The sequence below is a fragment of the Nostoc sp. genome, from assembly GCF_036917135.1.
Taxonomy (GTDB): Bacteria; Cyanobacteriota; Cyanobacteriia; order Cyanobacteriales; family Nostocaceae; genus Nostoc.
The window spans coordinates 1-22,154 of the sequence record NZ_JBALEA010000067.1; the positions used below are offsets into that span (position 1 = coordinate 1).

At 44.5% G+C, this 22,154-nt stretch carries 19 protein-coding genes; 10 read left to right on the forward strand and 9 right to left on the reverse strand.

The features are described 5' to 3' along the window. Positions 1-142 precede the first annotated feature (142 nt). The 3 genes from V7K50_RS19890 to V7K50_RS19900 form a co-directional block, all read right to left on the reverse strand. Positions 143-1,048, reverse strand: coding sequence for a peptidoglycan-binding domain-containing protein (locus V7K50_RS19890; protein WP_334962979.1), 906 nt, complete (start codon positions 1,046-1,048; stop codon positions 143-145). Positions 1,049-1,404: 356 nt separating this feature from the next. Continuing rightward, complete coding sequence (gene speB / locus V7K50_RS19895) at positions 1,405-2,439, reverse strand: agmatinase SpeB (RefSeq protein ID WP_334962981.1); 1,035 nt, start codon at positions 2,437-2,439, stop codon at positions 1,405-1,407. A gap of 128 nt (positions 2,440-2,567) precedes the next feature. After that, on the reverse strand, positions 2,568-2,750 hold the full coding sequence (locus V7K50_RS19900) for a hypothetical protein (RefSeq protein WP_334962983.1): 183 nt from the start codon (positions 2,748-2,750) through the stop codon (positions 2,568-2,570). A 275-nt stretch (positions 2,751-3,025) separates the two neighbouring features. On the opposite strand from V7K50_RS19900, the gene fni reads away from it, so the two are divergent. Together fni and V7K50_RS19910 are read left to right on the forward strand one after the other, a co-directional pair. Continuing rightward, positions 3,026-4,081 carry a type 2 isopentenyl-diphosphate Delta-isomerase gene (fni, locus tag V7K50_RS19905; protein WP_334962985.1) on the forward strand — a complete coding sequence of 352 codons (1,056 nt, stop codon included), beginning with the start codon at positions 3,026-3,028 and terminating at the stop codon, positions 4,079-4,081. Positions 4,082-4,155: 74 nt separating this feature from the next. Beyond that, entirely contained in the window at positions 4,156-5,388 is a 1,233-nt protein-coding gene (locus V7K50_RS19910) for a family 10 glycosylhydrolase (RefSeq protein ID WP_334963109.1), read from the forward strand. Between the two features lie 267 nt (positions 5,389-5,655). On the opposite strand, the gene V7K50_RS19915 is transcribed toward V7K50_RS19910, so the two are convergent. Then, the gene (locus V7K50_RS19915) at positions 5,656-5,958 is read right to left on the reverse strand and encodes an acylphosphatase (protein ID WP_334962987.1); all 303 of its coding nucleotides are present in this window, start codon (positions 5,956-5,958) and stop codon (positions 5,656-5,658) included. A gap of 268 nt (positions 5,959-6,226) precedes the next feature. Here V7K50_RS19915 and V7K50_RS19920 point away from each other — a divergent pair, with 268 nt between their 5' ends. Next, positions 6,227-11,137 carry a beta strand repeat-containing protein gene (locus tag V7K50_RS19920; protein ID WP_334962989.1) on the forward strand — a complete coding sequence of 1,637 codons (4,911 nt, stop codon included), beginning with the start codon at positions 6,227-6,229 and terminating at the stop codon, positions 11,135-11,137. A 30-nt stretch (positions 11,138-11,167) separates the two neighbouring features. Here the strand turns inward: V7K50_RS19920 and V7K50_RS19925 are convergent, their stop codons facing one another. The 3 genes from V7K50_RS19925 to hemW all read right to left on the reverse strand — a co-directional run bounded on the left by V7K50_RS19925 (position 11,168) and on the right by hemW (position 14,670). Further along, entirely contained in the window at positions 11,168-12,289 is a 1,122-nt protein-coding gene (locus V7K50_RS19925; protein ID WP_334962991.1) for a THUMP domain-containing class I SAM-dependent RNA methyltransferase, read from the reverse strand. A gap of 301 nt (positions 12,290-12,590) precedes the next feature. Beyond that, entirely contained in the window at positions 12,591-13,478 is an 888-nt protein-coding gene (locus V7K50_RS19930; protein WP_334962993.1) for a UTP--glucose-1-phosphate uridylyltransferase, read from the reverse strand. A gap of 10 nt (positions 13,479-13,488) precedes the next feature. Continuing rightward, positions 13,489-14,670, reverse strand: a complete 1,182-nt coding sequence (gene hemW, locus V7K50_RS19935; RefSeq protein ID WP_334962995.1) for a radical SAM family heme chaperone HemW — start codon at positions 14,668-14,670, stop codon at positions 13,489-13,491. Positions 14,671-14,920: 250 nt separating this feature from the next. Here hemW and V7K50_RS19940 point away from each other — a divergent pair, with 250 nt between their 5' ends. Next, positions 14,921-15,997, forward strand: a complete 1,077-nt coding sequence (locus V7K50_RS19940) for a PIN/TRAM domain-containing protein (protein ID WP_334962997.1) — start codon at positions 14,921-14,923, stop codon at positions 15,995-15,997. A gap of 106 nt (positions 15,998-16,103) precedes the next feature. Here the strand turns inward: V7K50_RS19940 and V7K50_RS19945 are convergent, their stop codons facing one another. Further along, a complete protein-coding gene (locus V7K50_RS19945; RefSeq protein ID WP_334962999.1) occupies positions 16,104-16,727 on the reverse strand; it encodes a 4Fe-4S single cluster domain-containing protein in 624 nt (207 codons plus the stop codon). Positions 16,728-16,886: 159 nt separating this feature from the next. Here V7K50_RS19945 and V7K50_RS19950 point away from each other — a divergent pair, with 159 nt between their 5' ends. The 4 genes from V7K50_RS19950 (at position 16,887) to V7K50_RS19965 (ending at position 19,479) form a co-directional block, all read left to right on the forward strand. Then, positions 16,887-18,080 carry an NAD(P)/FAD-dependent oxidoreductase gene (locus V7K50_RS19950; RefSeq protein WP_334963001.1) on the forward strand — a complete coding sequence of 398 codons (1,194 nt, stop codon included), beginning with the start codon at positions 16,887-16,889 and terminating at the stop codon, positions 18,078-18,080. Positions 18,081-18,233: 153 nt separating this feature from the next. Continuing rightward, entirely contained in the window at positions 18,234-18,881 is a 648-nt protein-coding gene (locus tag V7K50_RS19955; RefSeq protein ID WP_334963003.1) for an HAD-IA family hydrolase, read from the forward strand. Positions 18,882-18,909: 28 nt separating this feature from the next. Further along, positions 18,910-19,182 carry a hypothetical protein gene (locus V7K50_RS19960; RefSeq protein ID WP_334963005.1) on the forward strand — a complete coding sequence of 91 codons (273 nt, stop codon included), beginning with the start codon at positions 18,910-18,912 and terminating at the stop codon, positions 19,180-19,182. A gap of 129 nt (positions 19,183-19,311) precedes the next feature. Then, positions 19,312-19,479: a hypothetical protein gene (locus V7K50_RS19965; protein ID WP_334963007.1), complete on the forward strand. Its 168-nt coding sequence runs from the start codon at positions 19,312-19,314 to the stop codon at positions 19,477-19,479. On the opposite strand, the gene V7K50_RS19970 is transcribed toward V7K50_RS19965, so the two are convergent. After that, a complete protein-coding gene (locus V7K50_RS19970) occupies positions 19,461-19,610 on the reverse strand; it encodes a hypothetical protein (protein ID WP_334963009.1) in 150 nt (49 codons plus the stop codon). The two genes, V7K50_RS19965 and V7K50_RS19970, sit on opposite strands and share 19 nt — an antisense overlap. A 38-nt stretch (positions 19,611-19,648) precedes the next feature. Here V7K50_RS19970 and V7K50_RS19975 point away from each other — a divergent pair, with 38 nt between their 5' ends. Together V7K50_RS19975 and V7K50_RS19980 are read left to right on the forward strand one after the other, a co-directional pair. Further along, a complete protein-coding gene (locus tag V7K50_RS19975; protein WP_334963011.1) occupies positions 19,649-20,509 on the forward strand; it encodes a Tab2/Atab2 family RNA-binding protein in 861 nt (286 codons plus the stop codon). Between the two features lie 266 nt (positions 20,510-20,775). Continuing rightward, complete coding sequence (locus tag V7K50_RS19980; RefSeq protein WP_334963013.1) at positions 20,776-22,089, forward strand: TldD/PmbA family protein; 1,314 nt, start codon at positions 20,776-20,778, stop codon at positions 22,087-22,089. Positions 22,090-22,154 lie beyond the last annotated feature (65 nt).

A 22,154-nucleotide genomic window follows, 5' to 3' on the forward strand; every position in this document is an offset into this window, starting at 1 on the left:
ACTCATTACTCATTACTCATTACTCATTACTCATTACTCATTACTCATTACTCATTACTCATTACTCATTACTCATTACTCATTACTCATTACTATCTCACAGTAGGTTAGCACAGTTAGCTGTGCTAACCTATTCATTACCTTAAGCTGGAAACGTCTTCACTAAATCATCTCCAGGAATGACTGTGGTATAAAAAACATAGTCATTATTAGCTACATAGCGACGGTCTTGTTTAATTATCGCCATGAACTCTCGATGTCCCTCGCGCCTACGTCCTACTAAACAACCTGCACTAGCATTCTTGATATCATTTGCAGGAGCATCATAACCCCAGTGTTGATTTACTAAGAAAAGACCTGTATCAAGTTTGTCACCAGTCCGTTGAAAATTTTTGTCGAAATCTCGGTAAACAGTGATGGGTGCAACTTGTACCAATGCTTCGTGACGTTCTGCATTACCGTGCATACCAACAGCCCAAGCTTTGTATTGCCCAAACTTAATTCTAGCCGCCCCTAGAGGATTCATGGGATTATAAGTATAATGACTACCTGGTTCTGTAGTAGCTTGCCAGTGATTCACAATTTTAGGAACACCCTCTACTACTTCAATGACAATGCGGCGATCGTTAAATTCATTGGGTGTATCACTGTTTAAACTCCAGTCTTCATTTATGCCTTCTACATAAACAATGTTGTATTCTTTAGTGCCACTGAATACCTGGTAATCTTTGGATAGCAAGTATTTTACAATTCTACTGGCAATGCTATTGCTTAGTTTTAAGGGGGATTTAGGTAGATCCTCTAGTTTGGTTTCAATCAGTTCTTTAGCTGTAACTGCTCCTAAAAAGTTACTCTCTCCAGTCTTCCTTAATTCTTGAAATTTTTTGATAGCTGCCACAGAAATAGGCCCTAACTTCCCATCGGCTGGGGATTCCAGCAAATCTAAACCGATTAGCAATACCTGAATCTGACGAGTCAAGTCTGTGTCATTAGCGATCGCCTCAAATCCCCATTTCTCATCTTTTCCCAGAAAATCTTGTAGTTTCATATTGCACCTGCTTTATTTACTTGTACGTAAGTATAAACATCATGACGACGACTGATGATGTTCCAAACTATACTCTCATCCCAAAATTTCTGCCAAAATTTTTATATTCCTTTATGATTTAACCCATCTTTCACACTTCACAATGTAGTATGTTAATACTACATTTTTTGGGCTAATGGTAGTTGAATAGCGATGTCTACGATGAGCTACGCTAAAAGCCTAGCAAGCATCAGTGTTAATACTTAATTAGATAAGTGGTTTTTTGTAGAATTTATTGAAGTGCGGAATGTGAGATATAACTCTTGTGGGGTGGGCAACATGAGCGCCCTCATTATGCAAGTTAAATGTGGAGCAACTTATTGAGATAAATCCATCAAATTTGCCAGCTTGTAAACTATCCGCGCTCCCACATTACCATCCCACTCAGCATCACCAACTTCGCAGATATCAAAGCCAATAATTTTTCTTCCACTATTGACTAATTCCCGGAACAGACAAAAAGTTTGCTCTAATTCCAATCCACCTGGAACAGGAGTACCTGTACTCGGACAGAGTTTTGGATCTAGACCATCAACATCAAAGCTAATGTAAACATCCTCAGGTAAATGACTGATAATTTCTCGACATAAATCGATCCAAGTGATTCCAGAGTAAAGCTTTTGTTTAATAGCTGGGTCGTAATAAGCAATAATGCGACTATCAGATTCGTCAATCATTTGCACTTCATCATGACTAATATCACGTAAACCCACTTGCACCAGCTTAGAAATTTGTGGTATTTTCATCGCATTAAACATAATCGATGCATGGGAAAACTCAAATCCCTCATAGCGATCGCGTAAATCTGCGTGGGCATCAATGTGCAAAATGCCATAGTCTGGGTAGTTAGCCGCTAATGCTTGAAAATAACCTAAAGGCGAACTGTGATCTCCACCAATGACTGCAACTCGCTTACCATTATTAATTGCTTGTTGACAATTTTCAAACAGCCATTGATTAACCTGTTCACCAGCCTGATTAATTTCTGTCAGGATAGGTGTTAAATCTGGTGTATCTGATAGTTCTTTACCTTCGGCTAATCGCTGAATAATTTTTGCTGCCAAGGTGCGATAATATGTATTCTTCTCTAAAATATCCTGGGAAATTTCCACCATAAAAATTCCCTGCTTCCAGCCATCAGGGTTATCGAAATCGAACAAATCCAGTTGAGTGGAAGCATCTAGAATTCGCTGTGGGCCCTTAGCAGTACCAGCACCATAGGAAACAGTGACTTCCCAGGGCACACCAAAGACAATCAGGTTTGCAGACTCGTAATCGCAGGGTAAACCTAAGAGGTTGCCATTTATTTCACCTACGCCGCTCGGATTGTAGTCTTGTAGTTTATTACTCATCAAGTCTCTTCAGGATTTAGGTAGATAGACAGCACGCCGCCTAGTGGACATCTGCATTTTGACACTCCCCGCGATAAATCGACGGGGATTCTTGGTTCAACGAAACCACTTAACCTAGAGTCCTTGCGTCATCTAGACCAGAGGTGGGATTCTCCCCAAGCGTTAACTTTCCGAGTGCCCCTCGGTAGTTGCATTGCTGAGGCAGTGCGTTGGGCGGCTATGCCGACTTGAAGCAACTGCCGTGCAAGTCCTGTTTTACTTGAAACAATTTGTTCCAAAATTCTGAGTCGTGTTTCGACTTCGCTCAACACAAGTCTAGCCCCTATGAATCTTTTACCTACTGCTAGGAGGAAACTAGAAAAATGCAGTAGAACCGCATAGATGAGGCAGTGCGGTCTTGGGGTTTCCCCAAGTAGAGCAACTGCCGTTCAATTATCAAGGTTCAGTGCTTTGTCTTTCGACAGCTAGGTTTTTTAAGTGGTTGATTACCTTTCCACTATCATTACTATAGTATAAATTTAGTGTCGCTCAACGAGTTGGTGTTCCTTGCTAAACTGCCAATAATCACTCGCCAAAGGAAGCAATTGTGACTACTACTGTACCATCAGTCAATGCTGTAACTGAAATTGAGACTCGAAAAGCCGATCACCTCCGCGTCTGTTTAGAGGAGGATGTGCAGTTTCAGCAAGTAACTAGTGGATTTGAGCGCTATCGCTTTACTCATAATTGTCTTCCTGAAATCAACCGCAGTAACATTAATTTGCAAACAACCTTTTTGGGCAAAAAACTTGGCGCTCCCCTGCTAATTTCTTCTATGACAGGAGGAACAGAATTGGCGCAGCTAGTTAATACTCGTTTAGCTACTGTTGCTCAACGCTACGGATTAGCAATGGGAGTTGGTTCCCAACGAATTGTGATTGAACAGCCTGATTTAGCCTCTACTTTTGCTGTGCGCTCCTTTGCTCCTGACATTCTGTTGTTAGCGAACTTGGGGGCTGTGCAACTAAATTATGGATGTGGGCTTGATGATTGCTTGCATCTGGTAAATTCCTTGTCAGCAGATGCGTTGATTTTGCATCTTAACCCCCTACAAGAGTGTGTACAATCACGGGGAGATACAAATTTTCGGGGGCTGTTGAGTAAAATTGCCCAACTTTGTCAGCAACTACCCATTCCTGTTGTTGTTAAAGAAGTCGGAAATGGCATTTCTGCACCAATGGCACAAAAGTTAATTGATGCAGGAGTGACAGCCATTGATATTGCTGGAGCCGGTGGAACTTCATGGGCAAAGGTGGAAAGCCAACGCGCTCAAGACGACAAGCAGCGACGTTTGGGACAAACTTTTGCTGATTGGGGTTTACCAACCGCAGAGTGTCTGAACTCCATCAGAGCGATCGCGCCGACAATTCCCTTGATTGCTTCTGGCGGGCTAATTAACGGATTGGATGTGGCGAAAGCGATCGCTTTAGGAGCCGATTTAGCAGGTTTAGCTCGACCTTTTTTAGAAGCCGCCGTCAAATCGTCAGCCGCCGTTGATGAGTTGGTGGAAGTTCTGATTGCTGAACTCGAAACAGCTTTATTTTGTACAGGCAATGCAACCTTAGCAGAACTGAGGAGTTCTGGGGCGTTGCAACGGATTTAAGGTGCTGAATTCTTACGGGATGGCATATTTTGATGAATATGTATAATAAATTACTATGCGATCATCATATTATTATGCCGTCCCAAAAGAAAAAGCCAATTGGATGTGGATGCTCAAATATTCCGATCTCTGTAATCATACTTGTCTTTGGCGGTGGTTATTGGTGGTTCAGCCAGAAAGGAAATCTAGATATCAGCAAGCTTTTACCTCAGAATCAACAAATAAATATTCCGATTTTGAATTCCACCCCAACTGCTTCTTCAATTCCCACTCCCCCTCTCATTCTAACTCCAACTGCTTCATCAATTCCCACTCCCTCTTTATCAATTACTCCAAATTCCCCTGACACTAATAGCCAAGCTTCGCTGAAAACAATACCAGATCAAAAAACACCATTATCTCAAACTCCTTGGGAAAAGAAAGTAATTAGAGGAATTTATTTAACTCGCTACCAAATTACTAATAATGCTGATGAGCAAACAATTCGTGAAAGAGTTCGTTATTATCGCTCTCAAGGAATTAATACAATTATTCATGGTGTTTGGGGTAATGGTTGTACGATGTACAATAGCGACGTTATGCAGCAAACTCTAGGGTATAAAAGTTGTCCAAACCAGTTTCAAGAACAATGGTTAAATTGGTTGATTGATGAAGCCCATAAACAAGGAATGCAAGTTCACGCTTACTTTGAGAAGGGGATTAAAATAGATCAGAATAGTCCCATTTTTGATTTAGCGATCGCTAGAAAATGGATTGTCCCAGGAATCGATAAAACCTACCCTGGAATCGATCATTATGTACTTGATGTCGAGATTCCTGAAGTGACTAACTTCTTTACCAATATCTTAGTAGAGTTTGTCAAAAAATATCCAAATATTGATGCAGTTCAATGGGATGATTATCTAGGTTATTATGCCGAATTACCTGGGAAAGTTGACCACACTGCAAAATTAACCAGTTTTGTGCAACAAATGATCACCTCGATGAAAAAGGCTAATCCCTCGGTAAGCTTTGATATTTGCCATCATAACCCCTATTGGGCTAAAAAATATTTTGCGGCTGACTGGGAAAAATGGGGTGTGGATCGGGTATTTATTCAAGCTTATAACGATAGTAATTTTCTTGAGGAATTAAATTATGCTCAAAAATATGCTGGAATTGCAATTACAGATCGGCAACTAGGTCATTTGAAAGAATTAGTTGATAACCAAAAAATCAAGAGTGTCTTAGTTTTTCCGTTTTCGGGAAACCCAGAAAAAACAGCTTCTGACATAAAAAACTCAATGTCAGTAGAGCAGCGTCAATAATTCAAGGTTTGTAGTCAGGACTTTAGTCCTAATTTGAGGGATCGAGCCGCTCTCTCAGAGACGCTTTGCGTAGCAAGATCCCCGAAGGGGTACACTACTAAATCATCTCAATACTTTTTACATTACTTAATCTACTTTGATTTATTCTCACCTACTAGACATCTCCGAAAAAGTAGAGACGTAGCACTGCTACGTCTCTACAAGGGTTCTGGGTAACGCATATTTAATTTCTGGAGATGTCTAATTACTTAATGCCAGAGCAATTAATTATTTACCTCGCTTAACTTCAAATCTCTGCAACCCTTCTGGTACTTCATACTCAACCACAACATCTTTAACCACAGCAGCAGGTGGCCCAGAGTGACACCAGCGAACCATGTCATCTACAACCTCTCGCGCCCCTTCAAAAACTGCCTCTACTCGATGATCAGGGAGATTCCGCACCCAACCAGTTAATCCCAACTGGCTAGCTGTATCCACAGTGGAATAGCGATAGCCCACACCTTGGACTCGGCCAGAAATGAATACATGAGCGCGGATGATCTTTGGCAGTGCTGTGGAATTCTGCATAGACTGGTCTAATCTTTACTTTTCCAGTCTACCTAGTTTAGGTATGAGGCAAGAGGAAAAGAGAAGATAATTGCCCTAAAAGCTTGCAGCATAAAGTTTTAAAACTCTTGCAACTCGCCGAACTTCTCTCGGCTCAATACGATGTTCATTCCCAACAGGAAGCGGGAACTATATTTATAATCGCCCTTCTAGTTAAATCGCCATTTTAGTAGTAGTTGGGAACCTCTCACCCAATTGTCCCTTTTGTTATTGCAAACTCCAACCTAAAATGCAAAATTCAGTTTCTCGGCTGTGCCAGTTTAGTAGTGTCCTACTTACCTGTTTAATTTCCACTCCCGGACTCGCTCAAATTGTTCCCGATTCTACGCTTCCAGTCAATTCCCAGGTAACACCTAGCTGCACAAATTGCACCATTGATGGGGGCACAATCCGAGGCGCGAATTTGTTTCATAGTTTCCGGGAGTTTTCGGTTCCCACGGGCGGCGAGGCGTTTTTCAATAATTCGGCATCGATTCAAAATATCTTCACACGGGTAACTGGAACCAATTTTTCCAATATTAATGGGCTGATTCGTGTCAACGGCATTGCCAATCTGTTTTTACTCAATCCCAACGGGATTATTTTTGGCCCCAATGCTCAGTTAAACATTGGCGGTTCCTTTGTTGCCAGCACCACCAGCAGTTTCAAGTTTCTCGATGGCAGTGAGTTCAGCGCCACCAATCCCCAAGCACCACCGTTACTAACCATCAACGTGCCATTAGGATTGCAAAGGGGCAGTATTCCACCAGATTCGACGATCGCTAATCGGGGTAATCTCACTACCGGAAAAGACCTGACTCTGGAAGCAAACCACCTCGATTTGCAAGGGCAACTGATAGCAGGTAGAGATGTCACGCTGAAGGCTCAAGGGACGGTACAAATTCGGGATAGCGTCACCACTCCATTTATAGCCAGTGCAGGCAGAGACTTAACGATTCAAGGGAATCAGGGCGTTGATATTTTTACCCTGAACCATCCCCAATCGCAGTTTCAGAGTCTCGGCAAATTGAGTCTGGTTAGCGATCGCACGATTTCAGGTGATGCCCATTTTTTCAGTGGTGGTGAGTTCCAAATCCGCAGTCAATCAGGACAACCCGCCACTTTTGTTAGCTTGTATGATCCCATTATTAGTAGTATCGGGGATGTGGATATTGCAGGTAGCTACACAGGAGCGTCCCTGCTAATTGAGTCATTGGGCAGTGTGCAGATTCAGGGTGACATTAATATTACCGCCCCCGATACAGTCTCCACGTTTATGGGCAGCGATGGGATTTTGAGTACCCGTTCTGGGTTAATCATCCGGTCTGGGCAGACGAATCTGATTTATGGCGGCAGCAATCAAAACAATCCGCCTACTTACACAACTAGCACAGTTCCAAGTGGAATTACGCTGATGGGTAATGTGCTGGTGCAACCTTTTAATAACGTTGGGGGAGTCGTTAGCCTAATTGCGGGCACTGGAGATATTAACGTTGCCAGTATCGATGTGTCCAATCAAAGCGGGGGAGATGGCGGGGCGATCGCTCTCTCTACCAACAATGGCAACCTCAATGTCAATGGCACGTTGTACTCAGTCTCAACCTCAGATAGTGGCAACAGTGGCAATGGCGGGGCGATCGCTCTCTCTACCAACAATGGCAACCTCAATGTCAATGGCACGTTGTACTCAGCCTCAATCTCAAATGGTGGCAACAGTGGCAATGGCGGCGTGATCGCTCTCTCTACCAACAATGGCAACCTCACCAATAATGGCTTGTTGTATTCACTCTCAAGCTCAAATGGTGGCAACAGTGGCAATGGCGGGGCGATTACCCTTTCTGCTACCAATGGTACTATCACCAATGATGGTTATTTGTACTCAGCATCAGGCTCAACAACTGGCAACAGTGGCAATGGCGGGGCGATCGCTCTTTCTGCTACCAATGGCACTCTCACCAATAATGGCTTGTTGTACTCATTTTCAACCTCAGATAGTGGCAACAGTGGCAATGGCGGAGCGATCGCCCTTTCTGCTACCAATGGCGACCTTACTACCAATGGTTATTTGTACTCAGCCTCAAGTGGCAATAGTGGCAATGGTGGAGCGATCGCCCTCTCGACGACCAAGGGCAACCTCACTAATAATGCCGTGTTGGACTCAAGCACAACTTCAAATAGTGGCAATAGTGGCAATGGTGGTGCGATCGCCCTCTCGACAACCGATGGCAATCTCACCAACAATGGTTACTTGTCCTCATACTCGATCTCACCAACTGGCAGTGGGAATGGCGGGGCGATCGCTTTTAGCAGCACCAACGGCAACCTCACCAACAATAACTTGTTGTACTCATTCTCGTACTCAATAAATGGCAATAGTGGCAATGGTGGGGCAATCGCCTTTACCAGCACCAACGGCAACCTCACCAACAATAATTATGGTTACTTGTCCTCATTTTCGCTCTCAGGCACCGGCAATAGTGGCAATGGCGGGGCGATCGCTCTAACCAGCACCAACGGCAACCTTCTTACCAATAGCGATTTTTCCTCATTCTCGTATTCAACAACTGGCAATAGTAGCAATGGCGGCGCGATCGCCCTCACCGCAGAGAATGGGAATATTACTGGAGCGGGAAATACCCTGAATACCTTTTCGGTTGCGCCCCAAGGAACCGCAAACGTTGGCGGAAATGTCACGTTAGACGCAAAAAACCAGGTGTCTGGACTACAAATGCTGACGGCATCTTCTTCAGCACAGGCGGGGGCAGTTGCGGTGAATGGGCAGGGAGATTTGGCGATCGCTGATACCGTAATTTTGACCGGAAAACAGGTGACAGTAAACACCCCATTTACAGGGGCAATCACAATTCCGGTTACTGGAACGGGGCGATCGGGCGATGTCAGCATTACCAGCGCAGGTAATCTCACTCTCACCAATACCCAGATTGAAAGCAACACCAAAGGCAGCGACCCCGCCGGAAATATTACCTTTACCAGTCCTGGTCTAGCAACGTTCAACCAGAGTAAAATTCTCAGCAGCACCAGCAATAGCGGCAATGCCGGGAATATCACCATCACCACTGGACAGGGTATCAGCTTCACCAACGGTAGTAGTCTTTCTGCAACCACCAGTAGTACTGGCAAAGCGGGCGACATTACCCTCAATAGCCCCACAGTTCTCGTTGCTGGAGACGCACAGATTAGCGCCGCCACTCAGGGCAGTGGGCAAGGTGGCACCATCACCGTGAACGCTCCTACAACCGTCAATATCGCAAAGGTGGAAGGCGCTGCCCCCGTCCTTTCGGTAGCAGCCACTGATGCAGGCAAGGCTGGGGATATTATAATCAATACCCCCAGTCTCAATTTGTCCGATAATGCCCGCATCGTTGCCACAGCTAGCGCCACGGCAACCAACGCCGAAGGTGGTGGTAGCATTACCCTTAATGCTTCCCAAATGAATCTGGCGGGGATCGTTGGCGTGTTTGCTGATACCCAAGGACAAGCCCCTGCTGGCACGCTGCGGCTTAATCCCTACGCCAATGATCCGACTTTAGATGTGTTCCTCGCGCCCCAATCCCAAATCTCTGCATCCACTAATGGCAGTGGTAAGGGCGGCGACCTAATTCTCACTGCTCCAGACACGATCACCCTAACAGGGGCAGGCAAGTTAACTGCCGAAACCAGTAGCAGTGGCAATGCTGGAAATATTAGCGTGACAACTCGGCAATTTAATATTAATGGGGGGGTGGAACTATCTGCTTCCACCTCTGGCAGTGGTAACGCCGGCAACCTGACGATTGCTGCCGATCGCGTCAACTTGAGCCAGGGAGCGCGAGTATCTTCTAATACTTCTAGCAGTGGAGCCGCAGGGGATATTAGATTTCAGACTGACCAACTAACTCTTAATGGGGCTGGTACTGGACTTTTTGCCACTACAACTGCGGGTTCTACGGGCAAAGGCGGTAACATTACGGTGGCAGCAAAAACGGCTTTGTTCCAGGATGAGGCTGCGATCGCAGTCGGTAGTTTGGGTAGTGGTGCAGGTGGCAATATCAACCTCACCACTGGGCAATTAACCCTTAACAATGGAGTGGAACTATCTGCTTCCACTTCTGGCAGTGGTAACGCCGGCAACCTCACGATTGCTGCCGATCGCGTCAACTTGAGCCAGGGAGCGCGAGTATCTTCTAATACTTCTAGCAGTGGAGCCGCAGGGGATATTAGATTTCAGACTGACCAACTAACTCTTAATGGGGCTGGTACTGGACTTTTTGCCACTACAACTGCGGGTTCTACGGGCAAAGGCGGTAACATTACGGTGGCAGCAAAAACGGCTTTGTTCCAGGATGAGGCTGCGATCGCAGTGGGTAGTTTGGGTAGTGGTGCAGGCGGCAATATCTCGGTTACGGCTAATCAACTTAAACTTGATACCCGTGCATCCCTCACTGCCGAAACTGCTAGCACTCAAGGGGGCAATATTACCCTGGATCTTGGCGATTTGTTGTTGCTACGGCGCAATAGTTTGATTTCGACTACCGCAGGCACTGCTCAATCGGGGGGCAATGGCGGCAATATTACGATTAATACTCCTAACGGGTTCATCGTTGGCGTGTTGTCGGAAAATAGCGATATTCGCGCCAATGCGTTTACTGGGAACGGCGGTAAGATTGGGATTACTTCTCAGGGCATCTTTGGACTCCAGTTTCAACCCCGAAACACGCCCAATAGTGATATTACCGCCAGTTCGCAATTTGGTGTGAGCGGGACGGTACAGATTAATAATCTGGGTGTCGATCCAAGTACTGGAGTGGTGCAACTGCCTGTGAATTTCGCAGATTCTAGCCAACAAATTGCCACAGGGTGCAATGCTCAAGGCAGTAGTTTTGTGGTGACGGGACGAGGGGGTTTGCCGCCTAATCCAAATGAATCGGTAGGGAGCGATATCTACGACGGGTTACGCCTACGCACCTGGAATGATATTCGTGATCTCTCTGAATTTAAACGCCAAGTTCAACCCATCGCCCAAACCCCCTATACCCCGATTATCGAAGCAACCGGATTCATTCGCACCGCAACGGGAGAAGTTAAACTGATCGCCCAGTCTGTATCTGGGAATGCTGGAGTTGGCAATGCCTCTGTTACCTGTGCGATCGCTAAACCGTAATACAAATCGCAAAATCTGATCAATTCTTTCTTAGTACAGTTCATATTTCATTAACTGACAAGGCAACGCTCCGTTATACACGGCAATCCTCTGGGATGATTTTAGTCCAATGGATTGAGACAGTTCCTTGTTACCACTCAGCACAAATGCAGTCCAGCCTTTGAAGCGTTGTTTCAGCACATCGCCCAAAAGTTTATAGAACGCCCCTAAATCGCTATCTCGCCCTAGTCGTTCGCCATAGGGTGGATTGCAGAATAAAACCCCACTGTCTGCGGGGGCGACAACATCAGCAAGTTCCATTTGAGAAAACCATACATGATGATCAACGCCGCAGTTTTGAGCATTGTTAATCGCTTGCTCGATGATATTTTCATCGCGATCGCTTCCCCAAATCGGCGCGGGTAGGGTATCCAGTTGGCTCTCTTTCGCTTCTTGGAGCAGCTTTTCTAAAAGGGGCAGGTCAAAATCGAGCCAATTTTCAAATCCAAAGGACTCACGAAACAGCCCTGGTGCTATATTAAGTGCCTTTAAGCTAGCTTCTAGGGGTAAAGTGCCAGAGCCACAGAGCGGATCGTAGAACATTTGGTTTGGCTGCCAACCTGAAAGCTGAATGAGCGCAGCAGCCAGAGATTCCTTTAAAGGGGCTACTCCAACTGCAGGGCGATAGCCTCGACGATGCAAACTATTTCCAGAACTGTCGAGTTTAACGGTACAACTATCGCGTTCAATATGAACATTGATCCGCACATCTGGTTCATGAAGCTCGACATTTGAACGTTCGCCCAGATTTTCTTGCTGCTGATCAACGATCGCATTTTTGATCTGGAGTGATGTGAAGTGGGTGTGATTGAGTTGATCGTTTTTGCCAGTGGTATTTACCGCCAGCGTCATATCTGGCGTTAAATAGTTTTGCCAATCGATAGTCTGGATGCCGCGATAGAGATCCTTGGCATCAAGGCATGGAAACTCATGGATACTCACCAAGATTCGGAATGGCAGCCTCGCCCAGAGGTTGACGCGATAAAGTAGAGTGCGATCGCCCTCAAAGGCTACACCGCAAAACCCAGGCTCGACAGAATGGGCACCCAGTTGCTCTAACTCTTGAGCCGCGAGGGTTTCTAATCCGCGAGCAACCGTTGCAAAATAATTCATAATTCGTAATTCGTAATTCGTAATTAAAGGCTACTGAGACGCTCAGATCACTGACTTCTTGAAGAAGTTGGGGATCTTTTTGTTCGTATAGTTGCGAATTCTATTCGCCTCATAAGGAACTTCCAAATAAAAAAATGTCCCAAAACTGATCCAAAAACCCTCTCTATTTCTCCTTTCTCTGTGTTCTCCCGAAGTTTGCTCAACGCGGGGAACCCGCGCACGCAACTTCTCTCTGTGTCTCTGTGCTTCGTTTATTTGGATAATTTATTTCTTGTCAGTCCCTAACTTTTTTAAGATTCATCTAGAAATTTCTATAATCAATCATTGTTTGGCGATAAGCATCTGGCAAACCTGTATCAAAACACTTCCCTTTAACAACATATCCTATCATTCCCTCTTCCTGACGTAATCTTTCCAGACAGGATGTTAACTGAAATTCACCTCGTTCTCGGAAATTTTGGCTGATATGTTCTGCTAGAAAGTCAAAAATTTTCGGCGTAAGTAAATACAAGCCAAATATCCCTAAAAACTCATTTTCTGACATTCCCTCTAAACGCAAATATTTTTTTGCATACTCAATAGTAGGCTTTTCATAGAGTTGCGTAACTGACAAAATCGAGTTTAACTCTTGCCAAACTCCGGTTACACATCCAGCTTTATAAATAATCTCTGCTGGCATTGTAGTTAAACCGACAATGCTTTGATTAACTTGTTCGTAAACATCTAAAACTTGACTAGCGCAAGATTTTTCAATATCAGATGCATAAATGTGATCGCCCAACATTAGCAAAAACGGCTCATTTTGTACCCAATTTTTGGCACAAAATACCGCATGGCCATAGCCTAATTGCTCCTCTTGCAATAAGATGGTAACTCTGCTACCTATATCTTCGAGATATCGGCTGTATTCTTGATTTTGTGGTGAAAGTTTTTGTAAAAGTTCTTTTTTGGGTGGATTTTTCAATAAATCTTCAAATGTTTCTTGATCATCCGGTTGCACCACGATCGCTATTTCTGTAATTCCAGCACTAATTGCCTCTTCAATAATTGCGAGAATCACAGGTTTTGCCCTACCATCTCGATCAATAATCGGGAAAAGTTCTTTTTTCACAATTTTGGTAGCAGGAAACAACCGAGTACCAAAACCAGCTACCGGAATCACAGCTTTTCTAACTTGATTTTTCTGCATAAGCAGTTCATCACCCCAACTTTTCAAACAACTCCGCCAACACCACATTAGAAAATAAAAACCCTTGGGGATCAATCAAACGCAACCTTCCGTCTGCAACTTCTACCCAACCCTGATCAAAATACCCTTGCAAACACCTGCAAATTTCCTCTACTTTCTCTTCCCCAAACGCCTCCGCCAACGCCGCCAAACTCACACCCTCCGCCAAACGCAACCCCAACATTAACGTTTCTAACAATACTTCCTTTGAGGGAGTCAGATCACAATCAATTACACCGCCAGCTTTTACCCACTGGTAATACTCCTTAGTTTTACGTGGACGAGTAAAGCGTTTACCCTCAACATAACTCGCCGCACCCATGCCAAAGCCGTAATAAGGGAGGTTTTCCCAATACACTCGATTATGCCGACACTGATGATCGGGTTGGGCATAATTGGAAATTTCATAATGCTCATAACCGGCACTAGTTAAAACTTGCTGCCCCATCTGGTACATTTTGACTGTGGCTTCATCCGTAGGCAAAGGAGTATCACCAGGTTTGTAGTAACGACCAAAGGCTGTACCTGGTTCGATGGTAAGATCATAAATAGAAATGTGAGTGGGTAAAAGTGCGATCGCTTTGAAGAGAGAATCTTGCCATTGATCCAAAGACTGATGCGGCAACCCAGAAATTAAGTCTAAGCTAAATTCGGGAATCTCGACTTGGTGGATTAGTTCCACAGCTGCGAAAATATCTTCAACTGAGTGCGATCGCCCCGCAAGTTGCAATAATTCTGCTTGAAAGGCTTGTACACCCAAACTCACCCGGTTCACCCCTGCACTGCTATAGCCTGCTATATGTGGTAAATCAAAGGTGGCTGGGTCAATTTCCATAGAAACTTCTGCCCCAGGCTCAATCCCAAAATGCCGCTCTAGCTCTCTGAGTATACGTTCTAGCTGCTCCGTTGATAGCAACGAAGGAGTACCACCACCGAAAAAAATTGTTTTTAGGGGTTGACCAAATGCTGGAGTCATGGCAATTTCTTGACATAGCACCTCAACATATTGGGAGATCGTACCAGATGTTTCGCCCCGCAAGCGATCGCCCACAACAGACACCGGGAAATCACAATAAAAACACCGCCGTCTGCAAAAGGGAATATGCACATACGCAGAACTGGCAATTTCATAAATACTAAATTTTTGACTCATTTTGAGAAAAGATTAAGTTAAGCCAACTGCGAATTAGAGACAATAAAAATAAGTCGTTTATTTAGAAGTTTTTGTCGTTTTACAACGAAACAATGAAAAATATTAAGAAAAAAACCATTAGTTATAATAATTGCAGATATTGCGCTACTAAACCCTTAGTGTAAGTCAATATTGATGAGTTTATCTTACCGATGAAATAAAAAATACTTAACTTTATCGGTGAACACAGTTGCAGGAAAACAAGACAACCATGCTTGACGCCATTATCATTTTTTCATTTATCCTGGCAGCGTCGGGAATCGGGTTCTACAGCATTGAACTGCTACCCAATGGGGCGCTAGATCAGGTAACGAATCTAGAAGCTTTACGCTTAGTTGTTGCCGTCTTTGGCGCTATTATAGGTGGTGCGATCGGGCTGAGTTTCCAGACGACATATCGTCGCTTGGAGGCACAAGTCAAAGAAATGCCTCTAGAAGTGATCTTAACTCGTGCGATCGGCTTAGTGATTGGGCTATTACTAGCTAACCTGATGCTAGCCCCACTATTTTTGCTACCTATCCCGGCGGATTTTGGATTTATTAAGCCACTAGTGGCAGTTGTCGGCAGTATTATCCTCTCCGTCACGGGGATGAATTTGGCGGATACCCACGGGCGAGGCTTATTGCGCTTTATTAATCCTAACACCGTCGAATCGATGGTTGTGGAAGGAACGCTAAAACCCGCCAATACCAAAGTTTTAGACACCAGTTGCATTATCGATGGTCGCATTGAAGCCTTACTAGAAACAGGGTTTTTAGAAGGGCAAATTCTCGTCCCACAGTTTGTCTTGCAAGAACTCCAACAAGTAGCTGATGCTAGCAAAGACCAAAAACGAGTGCGGGGAAGGCGAGGGTTAGAAATTCTTAACCGCATTAGGGAAGATTATCCCGATCGCATCCTAATTAATGGAGTTGATTACGACGATATTCCCACAGTAGATGCCAAGTTAGTGCGTTTTGCCCAAGAAATTAGCGGCACACTGCTAACCAACGACTACAACTTGTCTAAAGTCGCTAGTGTTCAGAAAGTACCTGTTTTAAATGTGAATGATTTAGTGAATGCCGTCCGTCCCAGCTATTTACCTGGTGACAACCTGGATTTGAAAATTCTCAAGGAAGGCAAAGAACCCAGTCAAGGTATTGGCTACCTAGATGACGGCACAATGGTTGTTGTTGAAGAAGGCCGCAATTATGTGGGTGGTGAACTGCGAGTAGTAGTCACCAGTGCTTTACAAACTACAGCCGGAAGAATGATTTTTGCCAAACCCCAAGCTTCAGCATTGGCCTGAAACAATGGGATGTTTAATTCGAGTGACATTTAGTAATCGGTGCAGTCAACCTGCACCGATTATTTATTGATTTGACTCCTACTCATTTGCTACTTAAGAACTACTTCTACGTCAACTCCAGCCCACCTTGATAACCAGTAACAATGCGGCCACCATCTTTGAGAATGTGAACCTCAATCTGATCGCTAGCCCAAGTAATTTGGTCTTGGAAAGCCGGGTTTAATACCCGAACCCGTTGATTACTAGAAGAAACTGGAGAGTTGGGAGAGTTAATTGCCAAAGATTCTACAAAAGGCCCGTCAATCAGGATATCGAGTTGTTCTAACAATTCTTGGGAACCTGGCGGCGCCGATTGAGACTGTAGCTGCTTAAGAGTGAATCCACTAAAAGACATTACATTTAACCCAGCAGCTTTTACCTTCCGAGCTAAAGACGCCAGTGCAGTTGCTTGCCAAAAGGGTTCTCCACCAGAGAATGTTACACCCATATTGCGGGGATTGCTGAGAATATTCTCGGCAAGGGTATCAATAGCAATCAATTGGTTAGCCTCAAATGACCACGAGTTAGTATTAAAGCAGCCAGGACACTCCCGAAGACAACCTTGTACCCAGACGACTGCACGACAACCAGGGCCATTAACTTCTGACTGATCAACGTAACCCATAATGTTGAGATAGCCAGGTGGAATTTCCATGAGTGCTAGCGATGGGTCAGTTGGCTTAATTTCCATCTCTTTAACTCCTTTTAGCCTTGCCTGTTAACCGTTAACTATAGCGAATCTCCAATTATATAACCGTGATAAACTTTGGGGGGTTTGGAAAAGTCTGCTTTAACTCACTAGACTAAAGTTAGTTGCCCAACTAGTATTGACTCTCCATAGATAGAATAGATGACTCAACAAACTTCTAGAATTTGTATCCTTGGCGGAGGCTTTGGTGGTCTCTACACAGCCCTGCGGTTAAGCCAATTACCTTGGGAATCGACGCAAAAACCCGAAATTGTTCTAGTAGATCAAAGCGATCGCTTCCTATTCTCCCCTTTACTTTACGAATTACTCACTGGCGAACTCCAAACCTGGGAAATTGCCCCACCCTTTGAAGAACTTTTACAAGGCACTGGGGTACGTTTTTATCAAGGGGTTGTGTCGGGAATTGACATCGACCAGCAACGGGTAAATATACATGAAGGTCCCGAAATCCCTTATGACCGATTAGTGCTGGCGCTAGGAGGGGAGACACCACTAGATTTAGTCCCTGGTGCAACAGCCTACGCTTACTCATTCCGCACCATCTCTGATGCCTATCGGCTGGAAGAACGGCTGCGATTTTTAGAAGAATCGGATGCTGATAAAATTCGGGTAGCGATCGTTGGCGCCGGCTACAGTGGTGTGGAGTTAGCCTGTAAGTTAGCCGACAGACTAGGAGAAAGAGGACGCTTTCGCATCGTTGAAATTGCTGACCAAATTTTGCGAACTTCCCCAGAGTTTAACCGCGAAGCAGCAAAGAAAGCTTTAGATAAGCGTGGCGTGTTTGTTGATTTAGAAACCAAAGTGGAATCAATAGAGCAAAATTCCATTTCCCTAGAGTACAAAAGCCAGTTAGACACGATTCCCGTAGATTTGGTAATTTGGACTGTGGGAACTAGGGTTGCGCCCGTAGTGAAATCTCTTACTCTCAAGCAAAATCAGCGTGGTCAAATCAGTATTACATCTAATCTACAAGTCATCGATCATCCAGAAATCTTTGCCTTGGGAGATTTAGCAGATTGTCATGATGCTGAAGGGCAGCAAATTCCCGCTACAGCACAAGCGGCTTTCCAACAAGCTGATTATACTGCTTGGAATATCTGGGCAACTCTGACTAATCGCCCCCTCCTTCCCTTCCGCTACCAACAGTTAGGAGAAATGATGGCACTAGGAATAGACAACGCCACTCTCACTGGTTTGGGAATTAAACTAGATGGGCCTTTGGCATCCGTCGCCCGTCGTATTGCCTATTTATATAGGCTGCCAACTTTAGACCATCAACTCAAAGTTGGTTTTAATTGGCTAGTCCGTCCAATCATAGAAACACTTTCTCGGTAACTTAATGAGCATTGGGCATTGGTAAAAAATTAAGACATCTACCATAATTTGCTTTATTTATGGCAAGCTACTTAGCAGATGGTAGACTCTACCCACACGAACTCTCTTACAAGCCAAAATCTAAAATTCAACATTCAAAATTTTCAAAATTTGATGGAACAACCGAAAGTTATTTTTTTAGATGCTGTGGGTACACTCTTCGATGTCAAAGGTAGTGTGGGTGAAGTTTATAGTCAGATAGCCCAAGAATTTGGCGTTACGGTTTCAGCCGAAACATTGAATACAGCTTTCATTAAAAGCTTTAAAGCCGCGCCACCGCCGATATTTCCAGATGCAGAACTGCAAGATATTCCTCAGCGCGAGTTTGATTGGTGGCGGATAATTGCTCTGAACACTTTTGAAAGTGCAGGTGTTCTCAGGGAATTTTCTGACTTTTCGGCTTTTTTTAGCGAACTTTATATCCACTTTGGCACTGGTGAACCGTGGTTTGTCTATCCCGATGTTTTACCAGCTTTAATCAACTGGCGGCGATTGGGAGTTACTTTGGGGGTGCTGTCCAATTTCGATTCCCGGATTTACTCAGTATTGCAAAGTTTGGGATTGAGAGACTTTTTTACCTCCGTCACCATTTCTACCCAGGTACGTGCAGCTAAACCCGATCCTCAAATTTTTGCGATCGCCTTAGATAAACATCAATGTTCCCCAGAGGCAGCATGGCATATTGGCGATAGCATTGTAGAAGATTATCAGGGAGCTAAAGCAGCTGGAATCAGAGGCGTTTGGATCAACCGGGGAAAATGAGGGAGATACTTTGACATCCCTATTTTTTATGTCAGCACGCCAAACGCCTCAAAAAATTATTTTTGGACTTTGTTTACTTAGTTTTAGCTTCGGTGCGATCGCTTGTTTGTCAAAGTCTCAAGTAGTCACAAAGACGGAATCCACCACACAAGCGATCGCAAATGAAAATCCAGCAGTAGCACCTTCCGTCTCAACAAAAGAAGATAAAGCAACCCCGAAATACGAACACATTTTTGTCATTATTGAAGAAAACAAATCCTCCGAGCAGATTATTGGCAACCCCAATGCACCAATAATCTAATCAACTGGCAAAAACTTACGGGTTTGCTAGCAACTTTTACGCTGAAGTTCATCCCAGCGAGGCTAACTATGTCGCTATTTTAGGTGGTAAGCTAATGTACTTTTAATTTGCATAAGCAGGGCGGGCAAGATGCCCACCCCACAAGAGTTTTACTTCCAGGTAATATGCAAGTTAAATGTCCAACAACTTAGCACTTTTGGTATCGATGACGATGACTGCTCAATGCCCAATGCCCAATTCCCAATTCCCAATAGACATCTCCAGAAATTAAATATGCGTTACCCAGAACCATTGTAGAGACGTAGCACTGCTACGTCTCTACATTCTTTTTCGGAGATGTCTAATTCCCAATTCCCAATTCCCAATTCCCAATCCCCAATCCCCAATTCCCAATCCCCAATGCGCCCCAACACTCGTATGATCAACATATCAAGAAAACATAACAGCCAGATTTTTACCGCAAAACATGGGCAGTATTTGGGAAATCGATTTTTACTCCCGTCCGATTTTGGACGATAATCAGAAAAAAATTTGGGAAGTCTTAGTCTGTGAAAGCCCTTTGGATATCGGCACAAAAGCAGATTCTTTGTTTCGTTATGCTCAATATTGTCCCAGTACCCAGGTAAATTCGGGCTGGTTGCGGACAGCGTTGCAGGAGGCTATTAACCAAGCTGGAAAAGCACCAATTAAAATCCGCTTTTTCCGCCGGCAAATGAACAATATGATTACTAAAGCCTGCCAAGACTTGAGTATTCCCGCCCAGCCTAGCCGCCGCACTTTGGTTCTTAACCAATGGTTAGCACAGCGTATGGAAGAAGTGTATCCTCAAGAATCAGGGTATCAAGGGGGGACTAATCCTTCAGTCCGGTTGGAGAAACCTTTGCCGCAACGTTTACCAGATGCTTTGGAAGGACAGCAGTGGGTATTTGTTACCTTAGATGCTGCGGATTTAGCAGAAATGCCAGACTGGGAAATTGACTTTGGTGAAGCTTTCCCCCTAGAGTTGGCGCAGGTGTCACCCGAAGCCCGTATTCCTGGGATTTTAATTTTCTCACCTAGAGCGTTGCCTTTAGCAGGCTGGATGTCTGGTTTGGAGTTGGCTTTCTTGAGATTTGACACCAGCGAAGAGGCGAGATTGCTTTTAGAAACTGGTGTAACTGAAAGCTGGATTGTGGCAAATATCAAAAAGCCTCAAATTTTAGCAGAAGCCAAAGGTTTTGAAGAAGCCAAGCAAAAAGCTAATGGAGTGCATTTTATCGGTGTACAGTCTGATCCCAAAGCAGAATCTTTTGCTGGTTTTTGGCTGTTGCAAGAGGTGAATCTTTGAAAATTGGGCATGGGGCATGGGACATGGGGCATAGGTGGAGAATAACCAATGACTAATGACTAGATCCGTTGAGATATGGCGATGATTTGGGATAATTAACTGCGTCCATCAGCGTTGATCTGCGGTTTCAAATCGTAACTGTCGAAACACGCTGATGATTTTTGGATAGTTATCTGCGTCCATCACAGGAAAGTCTGATCGCTAGGGATCAGATTTTCAAAAGACAGCGTTGATATGCGGTTCAAAATCCACAATCACTAAGAGTCATGGGTTCTGAAAATTTGTCACAAGATACACTAGCAGAACAGCTGCTGGAACTAGCTATAAAATCTGGAGCAGAAGCTGCTGAGGTGTATCAGTCGCGATCGCTTTCTCGTCCAGTGTTTTTTGAGGCCAACCGACTCAAACAGCTAGAAACCAGTCAATCTGAAGGCACAGCACTAAGGCTTTGGCGAAATGGGCAACCAGGACTCACGGTGGCTTACGGTTCTGTCACAGCTGAAGTAATGGTGGAAAAAGCTCTAGCATTGAGTCAACTTAATCAACCGGAAACAGTCGAATTAGCCTCTAACTTTCAGCCTTCTTTCCCAGATTTAGGGGAAAGTGTGCCCATAGAGGTTTTGGTAGATTGGGGCAAAGAAGCGATCGCACTTATCCGTGATGCCTATCCAGATGTTGTATGCAATGGTGACTGGGAATGTGATATTGAAACCACTAGACTAGTCAATACCAAAGGTTTAGATTGTCACTACACTGACACTACCCTCAATTGCTACATATCAGCAGAATGGGTGCGCGGCGATGATTTTTTGAATGTTTCCGATGGACAAACTAAGCGGGGCGAACTCCACCCGGAGAGATTAGCTAATCAAATTTTACAGAGGTTAATTTGGGCGAGAGAAAATGTCTCACCCCCGACTGGACGTATCCCGGTTTTGTTCACTTCTAAAGCTGCCGATATGCTTTGGGGTACTGTGCAAGCAGCATTGAATGGCAAGCGAGTCTTAGAAGTAGCTTCCCCTTGGGCAGAACGCTTGGGTAAGGCAGTAATTTCACCCAACCTGACTCTCTACCAAGATCCCGAAGCCGGCCCTTACAGTTGTCCTTTTGATGATGAAGGGACTCCGACTCAATTTTTAGTATTTATCCAAAACGGGATTCTACAACATTTTTATGGCGATCGCACCACCGGACGCGAACTCGGTACTAACACCACTGGAAATGGTTTTCGCCCTGGTTTAGGCAGCTATCCAACTCCTGGTTTATTTAATTTTCTCATTCAGCCCGGTTCGGCATCGCTACCAGATTTAATTCAACAATTAGATAATGGCTTGATTGTGGATCAAATGCTGGGTGGTGGCGGCAGTATTTCTGGAGATTTTTCCATCAACGTTGATTTAGGCTACCGCGTCCAAAATGGTCAGGTAATTGGCCGCGTTAAGGATACGATGGTTGCTGGTAATGTCTACACAGCCCTCAAGCAATTGGTTACACTCGGCAACGATGGTGATTGGAATGGTTCTTGTTATACTCCATCTCTGATCGTAGAAGGACTATCCACCACAGGGAGAAGTAATTGAAGAAAAATTCAGGAGTCAGAATTCAGAAGTCAGAATTCAGAATCAAGATGCTTTCTACGAAGCGA

Coding starts and splice junctions, on each gene's coding strand:
- V7K50_RS19920 (WP_334962989.1), top strand. CDS start 6,227: ATGCAAAATTCAGTTTCTCGGCTGTGCCAGTTTAGTAGTGTCCTACTT.
- V7K50_RS19975 (WP_334963011.1), top strand. CDS start 19,649: ATGGGCAGTATTTGGGAAATCGATTTTTACTCCCGTCCGATTTTGGAC.
- V7K50_RS19915 (WP_334962987.1), bottom strand. CDS start 5,958: ATGCAGAATTCCACAGCACTGCCAAAGATCATCCGCGCTCATGTATTC.
- V7K50_RS19930 (WP_334962993.1), bottom strand. CDS start 13,478: ATGCAGAAAAATCAAGTTAGAAAAGCTGTGATTCCGGTAGCTGGTTTT.
- V7K50_RS19925 (WP_334962991.1), bottom strand. CDS start 12,289: ATGAATTATTTTGCAACGGTTGCTCGCGGATTAGAAACCCTCGCGGCT.
- V7K50_RS19910 (WP_334963109.1), top strand. CDS start 4,156: ATGCCGTCCCAAAAGAAAAAGCCAATTGGATGTGGATGCTCAAATATT.
- V7K50_RS19955 (WP_334963003.1), top strand. CDS start 18,234: ATGGAACAACCGAAAGTTATTTTTTTAGATGCTGTGGGTACACTCTTC.
- V7K50_RS19890 (WP_334962979.1), bottom strand. CDS start 1,048: ATGAAACTACAAGATTTTCTGGGAAAAGATGAGAAATGGGGATTTGAG.
- V7K50_RS19965 (WP_334963007.1), top strand. CDS start 19,312: ATGCCCACCCCACAAGAGTTTTACTTCCAGGTAATATGCAAGTTAAAT.
- hemW (WP_334962995.1), bottom strand. CDS start 14,670: ATGAGTCAAAAATTTAGTATTTATGAAATTGCCAGTTCTGCGTATGTG.
- V7K50_RS19940 (WP_334962997.1), top strand. CDS start 14,921: ATGCTTGACGCCATTATCATTTTTTCATTTATCCTGGCAGCGTCGGGA.
- V7K50_RS19950 (WP_334963001.1), top strand. CDS start 16,887: ATGACTCAACAAACTTCTAGAATTTGTATCCTTGGCGGAGGCTTTGGT.
- V7K50_RS19960 (WP_334963005.1), top strand. CDS start 18,910: ATGTCAGCACGCCAAACGCCTCAAAAAATTATTTTTGGACTTTGTTTA.
- V7K50_RS19980 (WP_334963013.1), top strand. CDS start 20,776: ATGGGTTCTGAAAATTTGTCACAAGATACACTAGCAGAACAGCTGCTG.
- V7K50_RS19945 (WP_334962999.1), bottom strand. CDS start 16,727: ATGGAAATTAAGCCAACTGACCCATCGCTAGCACTCATGGAAATTCCA.
- speB (WP_334962981.1), bottom strand. CDS start 2,439: ATGAGTAATAAACTACAAGACTACAATCCGAGCGGCGTAGGTGAAATA.
- V7K50_RS19970 (WP_334963009.1), bottom strand. CDS start 19,610: ATGTTGATCATACGAGTGTTGGGGCGCATTGGGGATTGGGAATTGGGG.